Source organism: Paraglaciecola sp. 2405UD69-4 (assembly GCF_047525415.1).
Taxonomy (GTDB): Bacteria; Pseudomonadota; Gammaproteobacteria; order Enterobacterales; family Alteromonadaceae; genus Paraglaciecola.
Genome location: NZ_JBLIXM010000001.1, coordinates 1,141,984 through 1,157,701 on the forward strand (window position 1 = coordinate 1,141,984; position 15,718 = coordinate 1,157,701).

The 15,718-nt window shown below is 40.1% G+C and carries 18 protein-coding genes and 1 riboswitch; of the genes, 8 read left to right on the forward strand and 10 right to left on the reverse strand.

Annotated features, from left to right (window positions below; genetic code table 11):
* Window position 1 precedes the first annotated feature (1 nt).
* The 7 genes from ACMUMK_RS05060 to ACMUMK_RS05090 are packed head-to-tail and all read right to left on the reverse strand — an operon-like array spanning window position 2 to window position 6,505.
* Window positions 2-1,537: a cobyric acid synthase gene (locus ACMUMK_RS05060; RefSeq protein ID WP_414700031.1), complete on the reverse strand. Its 1,536-nt coding sequence runs from the start codon at window positions 1,535-1,537 to the stop codon at window positions 2-4.
* Window positions 1,521-2,171, reverse strand: a complete 651-nt coding sequence (locus ACMUMK_RS05065; RefSeq protein WP_414700032.1) for a histidine phosphatase family protein — start codon at window positions 2,169-2,171, stop codon at window positions 1,521-1,523. Before ACMUMK_RS05065 ends, ACMUMK_RS05060 begins: the two co-directional genes overlap by 17 nt.
* Window positions 2,168-2,704, reverse strand: coding sequence for a bifunctional adenosylcobinamide kinase/adenosylcobinamide-phosphate guanylyltransferase (gene cobU / locus ACMUMK_RS05070; protein WP_414700033.1), 537 nt, complete (start codon window positions 2,702-2,704; stop codon window positions 2,168-2,170). Before cobU ends, ACMUMK_RS05065 begins: the two co-directional genes overlap by 4 nt.
* 41 nt (window positions 2,705-2,745) lie before the next feature.
* Window positions 2,746-3,525 (reverse strand): adenosylcobinamide-GDP ribazoletransferase, encoded by a 780-nt coding sequence (locus tag ACMUMK_RS05075; protein ID WP_414700034.1) that lies wholly within the window; start codon window positions 3,523-3,525, stop codon window positions 2,746-2,748.
* A 10-nt stretch (window positions 3,526-3,535) separates the two neighbouring features.
* Entirely contained in the window at window positions 3,536-4,618 is a 1,083-nt protein-coding gene (cobT, locus tag ACMUMK_RS05080) for a nicotinate-nucleotide--dimethylbenzimidazole phosphoribosyltransferase (protein WP_414700035.1), read from the reverse strand.
* Window positions 4,619-4,664: 46 nt separating this feature from the next.
* Complete coding sequence (locus tag ACMUMK_RS05085) at window positions 4,665-5,687, reverse strand: FecCD family ABC transporter permease (RefSeq protein WP_414700036.1); 1,023 nt, start codon at window positions 5,685-5,687, stop codon at window positions 4,665-4,667.
* Complete coding sequence (locus ACMUMK_RS05090) at window positions 5,687-6,505, reverse strand: ABC transporter ATP-binding protein (protein WP_414700037.1); 819 nt, start codon at window positions 6,503-6,505, stop codon at window positions 5,687-5,689. Before ACMUMK_RS05090 ends, ACMUMK_RS05085 begins: the two co-directional genes overlap by 1 nt.
* A 158-nt stretch (window positions 6,506-6,663) precedes the next feature.
* Window positions 6,664-6,834, reverse strand: a riboswitch (cobalamin riboswitch).
* A gap of 162 nt (window positions 6,835-6,996) precedes the next feature.
* Between ACMUMK_RS05090 and ACMUMK_RS05095 the strand changes: the two genes are divergently transcribed.
* The 6 genes from ACMUMK_RS05095 to ACMUMK_RS05120 all read left to right on the forward strand — a co-directional run bounded on the left by ACMUMK_RS05095 (window position 6,997) and on the right by ACMUMK_RS05120 (window position 9,867).
* Window positions 6,997-7,635, forward strand: coding sequence for a LysE family translocator (locus ACMUMK_RS05095; protein WP_414700038.1), 639 nt, complete (start codon window positions 6,997-6,999; stop codon window positions 7,633-7,635).
* 374 nt (window positions 7,636-8,009) lie between these two features.
* Window positions 8,010-8,348, forward strand: a complete 339-nt coding sequence (locus tag ACMUMK_RS05100) for a hypothetical protein (protein ID WP_414700039.1) — start codon at window positions 8,010-8,012, stop codon at window positions 8,346-8,348.
* Window positions 8,349-8,409: 61 nt separating this feature from the next.
* Window positions 8,410-8,850, forward strand: coding sequence for a hypothetical protein (locus tag ACMUMK_RS05105; RefSeq protein WP_414700040.1), 441 nt, complete (start codon window positions 8,410-8,412; stop codon window positions 8,848-8,850).
* Window positions 8,851-8,861: 11 nt separating this feature from the next.
* The gene (locus ACMUMK_RS05110; RefSeq protein WP_414700041.1) at window positions 8,862-9,077 is read left to right on the forward strand and encodes a hypothetical protein; all 216 of its coding nucleotides are present in this window, start codon (window positions 8,862-8,864) and stop codon (window positions 9,075-9,077) included.
* Window positions 9,077-9,577, forward strand: coding sequence for a superoxide dismutase, Ni (gene sodN / locus ACMUMK_RS05115; RefSeq protein WP_414700042.1), 501 nt, complete (start codon window positions 9,077-9,079; stop codon window positions 9,575-9,577). Before ACMUMK_RS05110 ends, sodN begins: the two co-directional genes overlap by 1 nt.
* A 23-nt stretch (window positions 9,578-9,600) precedes the next feature.
* Entirely contained in the window at window positions 9,601-9,867 is a 267-nt protein-coding gene (locus tag ACMUMK_RS05120; protein WP_414700329.1) for a hypothetical protein, read from the forward strand.
* Window positions 9,868-10,100: 233 nt separating this feature from the next.
* Here the strand turns inward: ACMUMK_RS05120 and ACMUMK_RS05125 are convergent, their stop codons facing one another.
* From ACMUMK_RS05125 to typA, 3 genes are all read right to left on the reverse strand, one after another.
* Entirely contained in the window at window positions 10,101-10,268 is a 168-nt protein-coding gene (locus ACMUMK_RS05125) for a hypothetical protein (RefSeq protein ID WP_414700043.1), read from the reverse strand.
* Window positions 10,269-10,474: 206 nt separating this feature from the next.
* Window positions 10,475-11,089, reverse strand: a complete 615-nt coding sequence (locus ACMUMK_RS05130; RefSeq protein ID WP_414700044.1) for a MarC family protein — start codon at window positions 11,087-11,089, stop codon at window positions 10,475-10,477.
* Window positions 11,090-11,343: 254 nt separating this feature from the next.
* On the reverse strand, window positions 11,344-13,182 hold the full coding sequence (gene typA / locus ACMUMK_RS05135; protein ID WP_414700045.1) for a translational GTPase TypA: 1,839 nt from the start codon (window positions 13,180-13,182) through the stop codon (window positions 11,344-11,346).
* Between the two features lie 423 nt (window positions 13,183-13,605).
* Here typA and glnA point away from each other — a divergent pair, with 423 nt between their 5' ends.
* Both glnA and ACMUMK_RS05145 read left to right on the forward strand, forming a co-directional pair.
* A complete protein-coding gene (gene glnA, locus ACMUMK_RS05140; protein ID WP_414700046.1) occupies window positions 13,606-15,015 on the forward strand; it encodes a glutamate--ammonia ligase in 1,410 nt (469 codons plus the stop codon).
* 127 nt (window positions 15,016-15,142) lie between these two features.
* The gene (locus tag ACMUMK_RS05145) at window positions 15,143-15,667 is read left to right on the forward strand and encodes a DUF4124 domain-containing protein (protein ID WP_414700047.1); all 525 of its coding nucleotides are present in this window, start codon (window positions 15,143-15,145) and stop codon (window positions 15,665-15,667) included.
* Window positions 15,668-15,718 lie beyond the last annotated feature (51 nt).

A 15,718-nucleotide genomic window follows, 5' to 3' on the forward strand; every position in this document is an offset into this window, starting at 1 on the left:
GTTAGTGATTCTTCTTCATTTGTGATGTGATAATAGTTGTGATTTTAGACCAATCTAAATGGGCTTCACAGGCGTCTGCTAAGCGATCTAATTCATTGTCTTGTTGAATGTCATAACTTTCTAATTTATCTGTTGTCGCACCAGCCCATGCCAGTATTTGCTGGAGAACTTCAGGGCTATCGAACATGCCATGTAAATAGCTTCCTGCCACTTGATTGTCGTCGCTAACACAACCTTCAAGTTGGCCGTTATCTAAGCGACAAAATCCTGCAGCATCGGCTGCTCTGGTACTTTCGCCCACATGGATTTGGTAACCTCTAATGGTCAGCCTTTTCTCTGCTTGGGCATTTAGTAACAACTCCCCGGTACTCTGAACGAGTTGTTTTTCTGGTTGTAGTTTGGTGTTTATAGGTAAATACCCTAAAGCCTGTGATGCGCCTTTTTTACCTTCGATACCATTTGGATCGTCAATGGTCTCGCCCAGCATTTGGTAGCCGCCGCATATCCCCAGTAGTTTGCCTGAGTACCGCAGGTGTTTTGCTATGTCGCAGTCCCACTTTTGCTGTTTGAGTAAAGCTAAGTCACCTCTGACATTTTTACTGCCAGGTAAAATAATTAGATCACAGCTAGGGATGGCTTGTCCCTGTGGGACGAATAGTAATTCTACCTGTGGATGGAGCCTTAGCATATCAAAGTCAGTGTGATTACTAATTCGTGCAAATACAGGCACAGCTATACGTAGGCGAATATCATGGTTGTGGACATTTTGATTTGCTTGAATGGCATCTTCTTCAGCTAGTTGTAAGTCCATCAAATAGGGTAAAACACCTAACACTGGTTTATTGGTGTATTTTTCTAGCCAGTCTAAGCCTGTTTGTAATAAGGCTATGTCCCCTCTGAATTTATTGATAACAAAACCTACAACACGGTTTTGTTCACTTTTTGATAATAATTCTAATGTACCGACTAGGTGAGCAAATACCCCGCCTTTGTCAATATCAGCCACAATTATCACAGGGCAGTCTACCGCTTCTGCGAAGCCCATGTTGGCTATGTCACCTTCACGTAGATTTATTTCTGCTGGGCTGCCAGCCCCCTCAACCATGATAACTTGGTAATCATTTGACAAGCGTTCATGAGATTCTAAAACGGCTTGCATCGCCACTTTTTTGTAATCGTGATATGCCTTGGCTTGCATATTACTAATGGCTTTACCGTGAATGATTACCTGTGCGCCTGTATCACTACTGGGTTTGAGTAAAACTGGATTCATATCAACATTGGGCAGAACTCCTGCAGCCTGAGCTTGCAGGGCTTGAGCTCGTCCTATCTCGCCGCCATCAGCTGTAACTGCACTATTGAGTGCCATATTCTGAGGTTTAAAAGGTGCCACTTTATAACCTAAGCGTTTTAAACAACGACAAAATCCCGCTACGAGTAGGCTTTTACCTGCATCTGTTGTGGTGCCTTGGATCATTAAGGTGGCAGCTGCGCCTTTGCTATTTTGCTTTAGATTAGAACTAGGCAAAGTTTTCATGTCCTACGTCTGCGGGTAAGCCTATAAAGTCTACTCTTGGTAGGGCTCCTTCATAAGCGGGTATGGTGATTCTTGTTAAACTGCCATAACCTATTTGCAATTGGCTGTACCAAGCACCATCTTGCCAATCAGCGGGTAATACATGACCTAAAATTTGCCGTATCACTCCGCCATGGCACACCACTAAGTTACATTGATTTTGGCCGCTCTGTAGCAGTGATGACCAAGCCTTGATTACTCGAGAATGGAAGCCTTCTAATGATTCTCCTTTAGGAGGTGGGTGTTGTTCAGGGCTTTGCCAGAACGATGTCATCAAGGGCCAGTGCTGCGATTGATCATCAAATTGAATACCATCCCATTCACCAAAATCACATTCCTGAAAGTCTGGTTCAATTTTTACATCCAATTCATGGATACGAGCTATTTCTGTGGCAAAGTCACTGCAACGTCTCAGTGGTGAGCTAATTATGTTGTCTAGGTACAGCAGTTTTCTTGTTTGTTGTCGCATTTGCCTTTGGCCATTTTCACTCAATAACACATCAGTACGGCCGTATAAGGCGGCTGGTCCGTCAATTTCACCATGGCGTAAAAGGTTGATTTGGGTTGGCTGTTCAGACTTAGCCTGTTCTGTCATTGTGCTGCTCCTTTAAGTACCATGGGTAGTCCTGCTGCGACAAAGGTCACCTTGTCGGCTTTCTTTGCTAATTCTTGGTTTAACCAGCCTGCTTGATCAACAAACTGACGGCTAACTTCTCCCATAGGAATAACCCCTAAGCCAACTTCATTTGCTACTAAAAATATGTCACTTGGGTTGGCTTTTAGAGCAATGATTAGGTTGCTAAATAAGGCGTTAAAGTCCTGCTCTGGGTTAGAAAATAGTTGATTGTTTAGCCATAATGTTAAGCAATCTATAAGTAATACTTGTGGTGGAGCTTCAGTGGTTTTTGCAAGAAACCCCTCTAAATCTAAAGGTACTTCGGCTAAGCCCCATTTTTTTGGGCGTTCTGCTTTGTGGTGTGCTATTCGTGTTTGCATTTCAGTATCAAATGCTGTGGCTGTGGCCACATAGGTCACGGCTAAGTTAGACGCATTACTCAGCTTGAGTGCTTCATTTAAAGCAAATCGAGACTTTCCACTACGAGCTCCCCCCAGTATTAAATGGATCAATGTTTATCCTTGTTTGCTAGATTTATGAATAGGTATTTGCATCAGTGGGCGTTTGCCAAAATGATGGTGTAAATTAGAAGCTCTTGTAATTGTTGAGCCGTTCCCAGGCTGTCGCCTGTATACCCTTGAATGTGTTTGTTCAGCCAGTACTTGAGCCAATACCGTAAAACTAGGCAGCCACACATTATGTAAAAGCTAGTGGTTAATGGTAAAAATAAGCAGGCTAATGCCCCTGACGCTAAGACAAAACATAAGGTTTTAAAGGAAAAAGGTTTAGCTAGAGGTTCACTTTTACTGCCCGTTGTGGGTATTTGGTTAGATACATATTGCATATCTTGGACAAGGGTAATGGCCATCGCGCGTGATAACGGATAGGCAATGAGTAAACCTATTTCCAGTATATTGTGCCCTGCAAGTGAACTGAGTAAGGTGAATTTACTCAGTAAAGCCATAATCAGGCCGCAGCTGCCATAGGTTCCTATGCGGCTATCTTTCATGATGGCAAGTTTTCGTTCAGTTGTGTGTCCTCCCCATATGCCATCGCAGGTATCGGCTAGACCATCTTCATGGAGAGCTCCGGTGCTCAATAGGCTCAGTACCATAATGAAGCATAAACTTGGTGCTGAACCTAAATAGGGAACCAGTAGCCAATAAGTGATACTTAACATTAAGGCCAAGAGCCAACCTACCATAGGAAAATAGCGGCTAGAGCGGCGCATTTTACTCGGACTGTATTGAATGCTTTTAGCCATAGGCAAGCGGCTAAAAAAGCTTAGTGCTAATAAGAATAAATTAAGTTGATACTGTAACCATTTAATCATTATGAGCGAATTAAACCTTTATTTGGGCACTGTCGAAGGTAGCCATATCGTTGTAAAAACTGGCTGCTGCTTGTAACAGTGGTATGGCGAGTGCGGCCCCTGTGCCTTCTCCGAGTCGTAGCCCCAGATTTATCAGCGGCTGGGCTGCTAGTTCATTCAATGCTAGCTGGTGGCCTTTTTCTGCTGAACAATGGGCAAAAATCATAAACTGTCTTGATTTAGGGGAAATTTTTACTGCCACTAGTGCAGCAACAGAAATAATGAAGCCGTCTACCAGTATCACTTTACCCGCGGCGGCCGTTGCCAACATAGCGCCGACAATTTGAACAATTTCAAACCCACCAACTTCTGCTAGTGCATCATGGGGCGTGATTTTATGGCTTGGGATACGTAATAGGGCTTTTTCAATTAAATTGACTTTAGTTTTCAGTTGCTCAGGATTTATTCCTGTACCCATTCCTACTGTTTCTGTGGCGGGCTTTACTGCTAATAAGCAGAGAAGGGCAGCGGCTGCGCTACTATTACCTATACCCATCTCACCAAAGCCAATGATATTCGTGCCAGTTGCAAGCTGTTTTTTTGCAGCTGTTTCTCCGAAAAGTAGACCTTGTTCTACTTGAGTAAGAGACATGGCTGGGTGTTCGGATAAATCTGCAGTTGTATCACCAAGTCGCTGTTCAATAAAATTAGGGTGACTAGTTTGTACCGGTAATAACACTCCCGCATCAATAATCTTTAACTGGATATTAAAGCTATTACATAGGCAGTTTATAGCCGCGCCACCTGCTAAAAAATTACTTACCATTTGGCTGGTGACTTCGCTAGGGGCAATGCTGACACCATGTTTGGCTATGCCGTGATCCCCCGCAAAGACCATAATACTTGGTGATGTGACCGATATTTTTTGGTAGTCGTTATGCTCTTGGCTTTGAATTAGAGCCAGTTGCGCGGCCAAAGACTCAAGTTGCCCTAAGGCTCCTACAGGTTTGGTTTTATTGTCTATATTTTGTTGTATTTTTACCATGTTCGAATTATCCACTATGGGGATATTCCAGTATTGGTCAGTAAAAACAGCAGCTGTGGTTTGTGTCATATACAATAGGCTTATGGTTAATGAGTCATGGAATAATAGGTAATACTTAAGGGGTTCTTTGGCGCATTGCTATCAGGAAAAAAACACTGCCGATAGCCGATGTAATAATACCAATTGGAATTTCTTGATTGGCAAGGGTTACACGGGCCATGACATCTACCCATACTAGAAATGAACCTCCTAATAGTATGCAACCAGTTATTAATATACGGCTTGTAACCCCAAGCCAGTTTCGAATGATATGGGGTATCATCAGGCCAACAAAGCCAATACCTCCGCAATAGGCCACGATACATGCGGTAAGTGCTGCGCATATAGCCAGTGATAAAATGCGTAATTGCGGTACGTGTACACCTAAGGTTTTAGCATTGTCATCGCCTATTAATAAAGCATCTAAATGACGACCATACAGATATAACAAAGCGACACTTACTAGGAGTACGGGTAATATTACCCATGCATACCAAATTTCGATTCTGGCAAGGCTACCCATAAGCCAAAAAATAACTTTATTGGCAGCAAATGGCTCGGCCATGAATAAGATAAAGTGACTTAGGGCACTTAACATAAATGACACGGCTATACCCGCCAGCAACATATGTTCGGTTTTACTGCCAAAAGTACGAGCAACCAGTATTTGCACTAAGATGACAGAAAACAGTGCGCCTAAAAAAGCGGCAAATGGTAAAGCTAAAGAAAAGCTGATCTCAGGCAATACTTGTTGCAACCCTAGGTTTTCAGCTAAGTTACTGTCAAACAATAGGGTGGCTACACTTGCACCTAAGCCAGCTCCTGACACCACCCCGAATAAGTATGGGTCTGCTAACCCGTTGCGTGTTACGTTTTGTAAAGTGGCACCTGCCACTGCTAATCCAGACCCTACTAAAAAGCCTACAAAGACTCTAGGGGCTCTAATTTCCCAAAATATCATTTGGTTTACATCTGAACTGCAGCCTACTGTTAAACAGGACATTAGCTCTATTGCACTTAAATTGGCAGCTCCAAAGAATAAGGCTGCAAAGGGGGAGATAAGGGCAAATAAGCCTAGGAGCCAAAGTTTTTTGTTCATCAAAAATCACCACTTTGAGCATTAGCTGTTTGTGCTGGTGGATAAAAATTAATATGGAAGTTTTCTGCTCCTAATCCTTTAGAAATCTCACAGGGTAATTGAAATACTTGGGTCAGCAATTTGGGAGTCAGTACGGTTTCTGGCGTACCTTTGGCAATTAACTTACCTTGTTCTAATAAGGCAATTTTGTCACAGTAATGAGCTGCTAGATTGACATCATGTAAGCTCATTATCACGGTCACGTTGAGATCTTTTGCTAAAGAGGTTAGTAGCTGTAGCACTTGATGTTGATAGAAAACATCAAGGTGGTTAACTGGCTCATCCAGTACTATCAATTTTGCTTTTTGGACTAAAGCTCTGGCAATCAGGCCACGTTGTTGTTCCCCCCCTGATAGCGAACTAAAGGTTTGTTTGGCCTTATCTGCTAGGCCTACTTTTTTCATTGCTTGAATTATATTCTGAGCGTCTTCGGGACCTTCCTTACTAAGTAACGAAGAGTGGGGGAGTAAGCCCATACGCACGATTTGTTGTAAGTCTAGTGAAAATACATATTCATTGATTTGATTAACAACAGCAATTTGCCGTGCTCGCTCCATAGCGCCATATTCTTTTAGCGTTTTTTGCTGCCAATGTACGTCACCTTGACACGCCACCTGACCGGATACTATTTTTAGCAAGCTTGTTTTACCGGCGCCATTTGGTCCTAGTACTCCGAGAACTTCACCTTGATAAACAGTTAGGTCTATATTAGATAAAATCGGCTTGGTGCCAACCTTATAGCTAACTTGTTTTGCGATGAGTGACGCTTGCTGAGACATAAGGTTTTTAGCCCGTGAAATATATGATTAATCTAAATGAATAATGTTAAAAATAGCGAGCAGGAGAGCATATCGAAAAATAGCAAAAGCTATTAAAAGGTATGTTATCCGTGTATTCCCGCACGAAAATCAAATAGGCATTGAAATAAAAAGCCATAAAAAGTAGTTATGCATAAGGCTGGTATCTGACTTACGTGGTTAACCCCTTTGTAGGATTAAGTACGCTTACAGTTGCGGGTACAGTGTTGGACTCTCACCAACTTCCCATTTAGTTATGTACTTACGATAATAAATACATGTAAAACAAAACCTTATAATGAAGTCGCGAAATATAGCAAGTAAGTGATGGATATTCGAGGGTTAATTAGCAAGATGATGTAACATTTATTTTGTTTATGCCAAGGTACTTTTTGTATTTTTTAAGTTGCTCCTACTGAACAATATGATATGTATTTACCCACACTCTTGTATTTAACGTTGAGCTTAAACCTATGCACCTTCTTAATTTCGAAGCTTTTTTAATCGCTATTACCTTGTTAACTATTACACCTGGCATAGATACAGTATTGGTGATTAAAAACGCTAGTCGTTCTGGGGTTGCAGATGGAGTGGTGACAAGTTTTGGAATATGCATGGGGCTTTTTGTACATGCTACTCTTTCGGCGATTGGTATATCAGCAATATTATTACAGTCTGCAGCGCTTTTTAGCTTTATTAAGTACTTAGGGGCCGCGTATCTTATTTGGTTGGGCTTTACAGGAATTAAGGCTGCCTACAAAGGGCACATAGGCATCACAGTTAATACTAGTAAAAGTAGCACTATGAATATTAAACGCTCTTTGACAGAAGGTTTTTTATCTAATGTCTTGAACCCTAAAACAGTTGTGTTTTATTTGGCATTTCTACCCCAGTTTATTAACCCTGATTACTCTCCCTTTTTACAAGCTATGGCAATGGCGGCAATACACTTTATCATCGCCATGATATGGCAGTCTGGTATAGCTGGGGCGGTGGGCTCGGCCAAACGCTTTTTTAGTCAAGGTACAACCTTAAGGTACATGGAAGGTATCACTGGGAGTGTTTTGATTTTACTAGGCTTAAAACTGTTACTTGATGAGCAGCGTAATTAACCTTTAAGTTAATATCTAATTACGCTCTGTAAACCAAAGCATAAATAGTATTAAACAGTTAAATATCAACCTATAAAGGGATAACACCGCCAATATCAGTGCCAAGTGCTAATGTAACTACAGCATTAATTGGGCACTTTTGATGAAACGCTAACCCCAGAAAAGGAAAACGGGAAAGCGCCTATTCACTTCCCCGTTCGAGATAGAGTTAAGTAAAGACCAATAAACTTAACTCGAGAGCAACTACACATTAATCTAAATGATAATTATTATCAATAGTATTTTGTAAGTTTTATTCATTTTTTATTTCTCCATTGACAAAGTCTGTTTTTAAGTCATTATTAAAAATAAGAATAATTACTATTTGCATTAAAGTGTTGGTTACTGATTACTTTGAAGTGGAAAAATGTATTAGAAATGGCATTCAGCCAGATAATCCACCCTTACTTAAAACTTATATTGAAATGACTCAAGGGCTTGTCGAGCAACAGCCTAATAATATGGCGAAGCGTCAAGTACTTGAAAATGCGATGTATCTGTTACTAGAAACCATTTGTGATACATACATAGCCCAGCATTGGCGTAGAGGATGCGTTGATAATATGAGTAAGTTACAGCTCTGTTTAGAGCGCCATTGTCAAAGTGAGCATGACAAGATTGAAAATTTACGTTTTCGTAATCAGTTTGTCGCTCTAGCCCAATATTTTTTATAGGTTTTTGTTCAGAAGGTATAGATGTAGAAAGTTAGGTTTGAACTTGAGCAGGGGAGGGATAATGCAATCGAATAAAATGTCTAACTGGAAAATGCAAATTTGTGCAGGTAATGAATGCTTTAACAAGTGTCAAATATTATCAGCATTAGCCCATTACAATAATGCAGTTACACAAGCCGAAATCTTGTTACAGGATTGGTTTGATCCTAAAGCTGCTGTTGCTTCAGTGGTTATTAGTTATCACAACCTAGCGGATCTTTATTTAAAAGAAAACAAACCTTTATTAGCTGAACAAATGTTAACTAAAGTGCATCAAAAAATAGCTATGTGCTTGAGTGATGCTAGGCCAAACTCCTATAGAGCTAGTGCTTTAATATGGGGAGTAAGTCAAACTTACATTGCCTTGATTCATCATCATAAAAATCATCCAAGCCAAGTGATTACTACACCGCCAGACATGCCCAGTATGTTTGCAACAAAATTTAAAAACACCCTCAATTAATAGGAAAATCAATGCGTACAATTAAATCTATTATTACAGCCGTAGCATTATCTAGTATCAGTGCCACAGTCTTAGCCCATGAAGGGCACGATCACTCTCACTGGAGCAGTGATGCGCTACACATTTTGTTTTATAGCTCACTTGCTGCGGTTGCCGCTGCGATAAGTTTTTTAGTTGTAAAGCAATTAAAAAGTACAAAAGCTAACAGCAAGAATAAGGAGCTATAATGATTCACTCTCTTACCGCCAAATTAGATGATATTTTTGGATTTGAACAAGCTTCTGCCCACTGTGATATTCCTTGTAAAATCTATGATCCATGCACCGCACAAGTTGCTGCTTTAAGTGTGATTCGTTTTATAGACTTAATTAATGAGTTAGGTGAAAAAGACAGCTTGAGCTTAGCAGAGAAAGCTCAGTTATCTCGTTTAGTACGAGAGAAAGAGATACATGCTAAAAAAGTAAAAGACGAGATAGTAGTGATTTGGGGAGATTACTTTAAGCAACCACAGTTTGAAGCCTTTCCAGATATTAGTCAGTTAGTTCACAACATCATGTTAACAGGATCGGCATGTAAGCAGCATATTAGTCGTGACAAGGCTATTTTGTTATTAAGCTTAGTGAATGAGTTTGCTGAAGCATTTTGGTCTACTAAAGGTGTGGCTGTATATACTGCTACTTGTCCTTATCCACCAAGTGAAACGGTTGTTTATCCAAAACTAGCTTAGTGTTTTATTTAAAAATCCATAGAGTGGTAGGGCAGAGTATGAGCCCTACTTTGGAAAATAATGACTATGTTATTTGTGGTCGATGGCCTGGCTACCGGCCAGTTGAAGGCTGTTTAGTGGTAGTGGCACACCCTTATTACCAAGTGATAGTGAAGCGTGTTCAAGCTATTGATGAGCTAGGGCGGTTAAAGTTGTCTGGTGATAATCTTTTAAGTGTTGATTCACAGAGTATGGGCTGGATTGACAAGGAGTGTTTAGTGGGCAGAGTCGTATTTAGAATTTCTGCTTAAGCCTGGCTCTATTGGCATAAAATGAAAAATGGGACCTAGGTCCCATTTTTATTATGTGTTTACGTTAAAGCTTACTTAGCTTTTTTAAGCTGCTTTTTAAGTTTTACAAGTTTGCTTTTTTGTTTTGCGATTTTAGCTTTGCTAACTTTAATTTGTTTTTTAAGTTTTTTTGCTTTAGCCATGGGCCATCTCCAAAATTAGTAATATTCAATATCGTCAGCAGAGTGAACAAGTTAGATTTGTTTTTTGTTCTCTGCAATAAAACAGCGAATAAAGCGTCGTACTTCTCTAGCTGCGCTAGTGTCTAACTCTTCACAGAGCTCTACAAATTCAGTACGTTCCATATCGTTTATACGAACGATAAGCTGGCTGTTTTTTTTCTTCGATTTTGTATTTTCCAATTCAGCATCCAAAAAATAACGAAAGACCAGACTAATATTCACGGTTGGCACTAATATAGCAGATATCAATTAGATAGCAAATGTATATGCATTGACTATCTAATTGATATCTTTCTGTTTTAAATGAAAATAATATATAAGACCTTTATTCAGTAAGAGTGCTAGTGATTGCTGTAATACAAAAGATTTGGTCTTTGTAGATGTCTTTAATGTATGGCATTTACCCATTTTTCGATACCTAAGGCTTCCATAATAAACTCTACAGATAAGGCTGCTAGTATCATTCCCATCAAGCGTGTTAAGAGTGACGCTCCACCTATGCCTATTACTCTGATAATCCCGCCAGAAAACAGAAGTAGAATTAATGTAATACATAAAACAGCGAGCATATTTAGCGTGGTTATCAGTTGCTCTTCGATGGAGTAAACATGATTGTCGGTTATCAAGATCACCGCTAAAATCGCGCCGGGAGAAGCTGTAGCTGGGATCGCAAGGGGGAACACTGAAATATCATGGCGTGGCTCTGCTGTTCCTTCTGGAGAGTCTTTTGAAAAAATCATCATTAAACCAAATAAGAAAAGAATCACGCCTCCTGAGACTTGAAAAGAAAGCAAACTAATCCCCATTGCACCAAGTAATAGCTGCCCGACTAGAATAGAACCTACTAAAATTAATGCTGCATAAGCAATTGTTTTAAATGCTGTTTTACGACGATCTTTAGGGCTTAGGCTAGCCGTTAAAGCTGTAAAAAGTGCCATAGTTCCGATTGGATCAATCGTGGCCCAAATAATTAAAAAATCATGCAATATTTTATCTGTCATTAGTCATCAAGTTAGTCATATAAAATGGTTTTGTATGATAAGAGTATCAAGAAAACTTGGGTTAAGTAACTTCTCATTTTAACTTGGGACTTTACAAATATTGCAAAAATCAATTGGCGGTCGGGCTATCTCTAGTGATTTATATTTAGCCGAGAGTGGAATACTGAGCATGTAAAGGGGCTCAATAAAAAACCGGCTTTCGCCGGTTTTTTAAGTACTGCTGAGTTAGCCGCTAGCTTAGCTAGCAAGTCACCTTATGATTTAGGCGCACGGCCAGCTTGTTTACGTAAGTTTTCAGTAAGTAACTTCTTACGTATACGGATGTTTTCAGGCGTTACTTCTACTAATTCATCGTTATCAATAAATTCTAAAGCTTGTTCCAAAGACATTTTTACAGGTGGTACTAGCGTTTGTGCTTCGTCTGTTCCTGATGCACGAACGTTAGTTAACTGCTTACCTTTAAGGGCATTAACTGTTAAGTCGTTTTCACGGCTATGAATACCGATAACCATACCTTCGTAAACTTCTACACCGTGACCAATAAATAAACGTCCACGTTCTTGTAGGTTAAATAAGGCGTTAGTTAGCGCTTTACCAGTTGCGTTTGCAATCAAAACACCATTTTTACGTTGACCAATTTCGCCACCTTTATGAGGGCCATAATGATCGAATGTGTGGTACATCAAACCAGAACCTGAGGTCATGGTCATAAAGTCTGTTTGGAAACCAATCAAGCCACGGCTTGGAATGATAAAGTCCATACGAATACGGCCTTTTCCATCTGGAGACATATCTGTTAGTTCACCTTTACGTGTACCAAGTTGCTCCATGATTGAACCTTGATGAGCTTCTTCAACATCAATCGTCACTGTTTCGAAAGGTTCATGGGTTACGCCGTCAACGTCACGAAGAATTACTTCTGGACGAGATACTGCAAGTTCGTAACCTTCACGACGCATGTTTTCAATCAATATACCTAAGTGAAGCTCACCACGACCAGATACACGGAACTTATCTGGATCAGGCATTTCTTCAACTTTAAGGGCAACGTTGTGCACTAGTTCGTTTTCAAGACGTTCAAGAATGTTACGTGAAGTAACGTATTTACCTTCTTTACCTGCAAACGGTGAGTTGTTTACTTGGAAGGTCATAGTTACTGTTGGTTCGTCAACAGAAAGTGGAGGAAGTGCTTCAACCGCATTTGGATCACATATAGTGTCAGAGATTTTAAGTTCACCTAAACCTGTGATAGCAATAATGTCACCAGCGTTAGCTGCAGGAACTTCGTGACGCTCTAGACCTAAGTAACCTTGTACTTGACCTACTTTACCGTTACGAGTTTTACCATCAGCACCAACAACTGTTACTTGTTGGTTAGGTTTAACAGAACCACGTGTGATTCGGCCTATGCCGATAACACCTACATAAGAGTTGTAATCAAGTTGAGATATTTGCATTTGGAATGTGCCATCTGCATCAGCGTCTGGCGCACTTACGTGCTTAACAATTGTCTCAAACAAAGGAGTCATATCTTCACTTGGCGTGTCAACGTCTGTTGTTGCCCAACCATTTAATGCAGAGGCATAAACAACTTCAAAATCTAGCTGGTCGTCTGTAGCACCTAAGTTGTCAAACAAATCAAATACTTGATCCATTACCCAATCAGGGCGCGCGCCAGGCTTGTCTATTTTGTTAATAACAACAATTGGTTTTAAACCTTGAGCAAATGCCTTTTGTGTCACAAAACGTGTTTGTGGCATAGGGCCTTCTTGTGCATCAACTAATAATAGAACTGAATCAGCCATAGACATTACACGTTCTACTTCACCACCGAAGTCGGCGTGTCCAGGAGTATCTACGATGTTGATACGGTAGTCGTTCCATTTAATTGCTGTGTTTTTAGCAAGAATGGTAATACCACGTTCTTTTTCAATATCGTTCGAATCCATTACTCGCTCTTCAGCTTCACCACGATTCTCTAGGGTTCCTGATTGTTGTAACAACTTATCAACTAGTGTGGTTTTGCCGTGGTCGACGTGGGCAATAATGGCTATGTTCCTCAAGTTTTGTATAGAGGTATCTGATGCGCTCATTGTCTTTTCTCTGTTGGGGCCAAGTATGCGTCGTATGACTAAACATTAAAGTGCAATACACGGCTAAAATTAACTGAAATTTAATGGGCGCGGATTGTACAGTTTTATCCGACATTAAGCGAACATCAAATGCATATTGGGATAAATAAAAATAGATTGTGCATTTAAGTAACTTAGCATTAACAAATTTAGCTGATTTTGATGTCGTAAAATACCCAATGCTTTGTTTTGGTGCGTCTTGGCACTTAGTTGGGGCGCTAGTTATAACTTACTAAGCATTAAATTTAACAATAAAACCTAAATATTAGGCATTCCAAAATGTCCAGTATATGGCATGATGATGGTTTTAGAGAGCAACACAATTGTTTGTTTGGATTTTAGTCTTAATAAGCAAATATTGTATTTTTAATCTGGAGGACATTCATGTCAGCACAAAAGGTTTTTGACCTAATAAAAGAAAGCGAAGCTAAATTTATTGATTTACGTTTCACAGATACCAAAGGTAAAGAGCAACATGTTGCTATCCCTACCCACCAAGTGAACGATGAGTTCTTTGAAGAAGGTAAAATGTTTGATGGCTCGTCAATTGCGGGTTGGAAAGGCATAAATGAGTCTGACATGGTATTGATGCCTGATGCAGAAACAGCTGTTCTTGACCCTTTTGCTGAAGAGACGCAAATTAACATTCGTTGCGATATTTTAGAGCCAAGCACAATGCTAGGTTACGACCGTGACCCTCGTTCAGTTGCTCATCGCGCTGAAGCTTACATGCAATCAACGGGTATTGGTGATACAGCTTACTTTGGTCCTGAGCCAGAGTTTTTCTTGTTTGACGATGTACGTTTCCACACTGACATGGCTGGCTCTTTCTACAAGATAGATGCTGCTGAAGCTAAGTGGAATTCAGGCGCTGAGTTTGAAGAAGGCAACATGGGTCATCGTCCAGGTGTTAAAGGCGGATACTTCCCAGTTCCTCCAGTCGATTCTTCAAATGATACACGTGCAGCTATGTGTATGGTTATGGAAGAAATGGGCTTAACAGTAGAAGCACATCACCATGAAGTTGCTACTGCTGGACAAAATGAAATCGCTTGCCTTTTCAATACTTTAGTTAAAAAAGCTGATGAAGTTCAAATCTATAAGTATGTAGTTCATAACGTTGCTCACGCTTATGGTCAAACTGCTACCTTTATGCCTAAGCCTCTAGTTGGCGACAATGGTTCTGGTATGCATGTTCACCAATCTATTGCCAAAGATGGTAAAAATATCTTTGCTGGTGATAAGTACGCAGGTATGTCTGAAGAAGCTTTATTCTACATTGGCGGTATCATTAAGCATGCTAAAGCAATCAATGCTTTCACTAACGCTTCTACTAACTCTTACAAGCGTTTAGTACCTGGCTTCGAAGCGCCTGTTATGCTGGCTTACTCAGCTCGTAACCGTTCTGCTTCTATCCGTATTCCGTTTGTAACAAGCGATAGAGCTCGTCGTATTGAAGTTCGTTTCCCTGACCCGACTTGTAACCCTTACCTAGCGTTCTCAGCTATGTTAATGGCTGGCCTTGACGGTATCAAAAACAAAATTCACCCTGGCGATTCTATGGATAAGGATTTATACGACTTACCAGCTGAAGAAGCAGCTGCAATTCCTCAAGTTGCAAGTTCATTCGAACAAGCTTTGGATGCTTTGGATAATGACCGTGAATTCTTAACGGCTGGCGGCGTAATGTCAGACGATATGATTGATGCATATATCGAATTAAAACGTGAAGAAGTTCAAACACTTAACATGACAACTCACCCAGTTGAGTTTGATATGTATTACAGTGTTTAATGCTAAGAATATTTGATAGTTATATCATTTGATAACAAAGCCCGTATTTACGGGCTTTTTTTTGTTCTCGATAAAGCTACACTAGTAAAGGCTATTAAACAGATGCAGTAATTGATAGAGGTGGGTTGTGAAATTATTATTTGTTTTAGGGATATTGCTCTTGTGTATCACAGCGTCAGCTAATGTGATCTACAAAACGGTAAAAGAAGATGGAACAGTGGTTTATACGGATGTACCCACAAACGGTGCAACGTCAGTCAACCTATCTGCCGTTAATAGTGCAGTGATCCCAACATTAGGCAACTCGAACCAAAGTGCACAAACAGTTCAGCCAATCAACAAGCCAGAAAAAAAAATCAAGTACCTAGTTAATATACTCAAGCCTTCAGCAGAACAAACCATTCGCAACAATGCCGGTGAAGTTTCTGTTAAAGCTCAAGTCACACCTAAAATCACAGGCATGTTTAAATTATTTCTTAATAATCAATTTGTTAGCTCAAATAGTAATGGTGCATTTACATTAGAAAACCTTAACCGAGGAGCTCATAATATTGAAGTTAAGTTTTTCAACAAGTCAGGCAAGATCCTTGCATCGTCAGAAGTACAAACATTTTATTTGCACAAAACATCTGTACTTATCACTCCTAACTAATGCCAATTAGGTATATTTTATATAAGTTAGTAGTAATTGCAGACTAGCGAA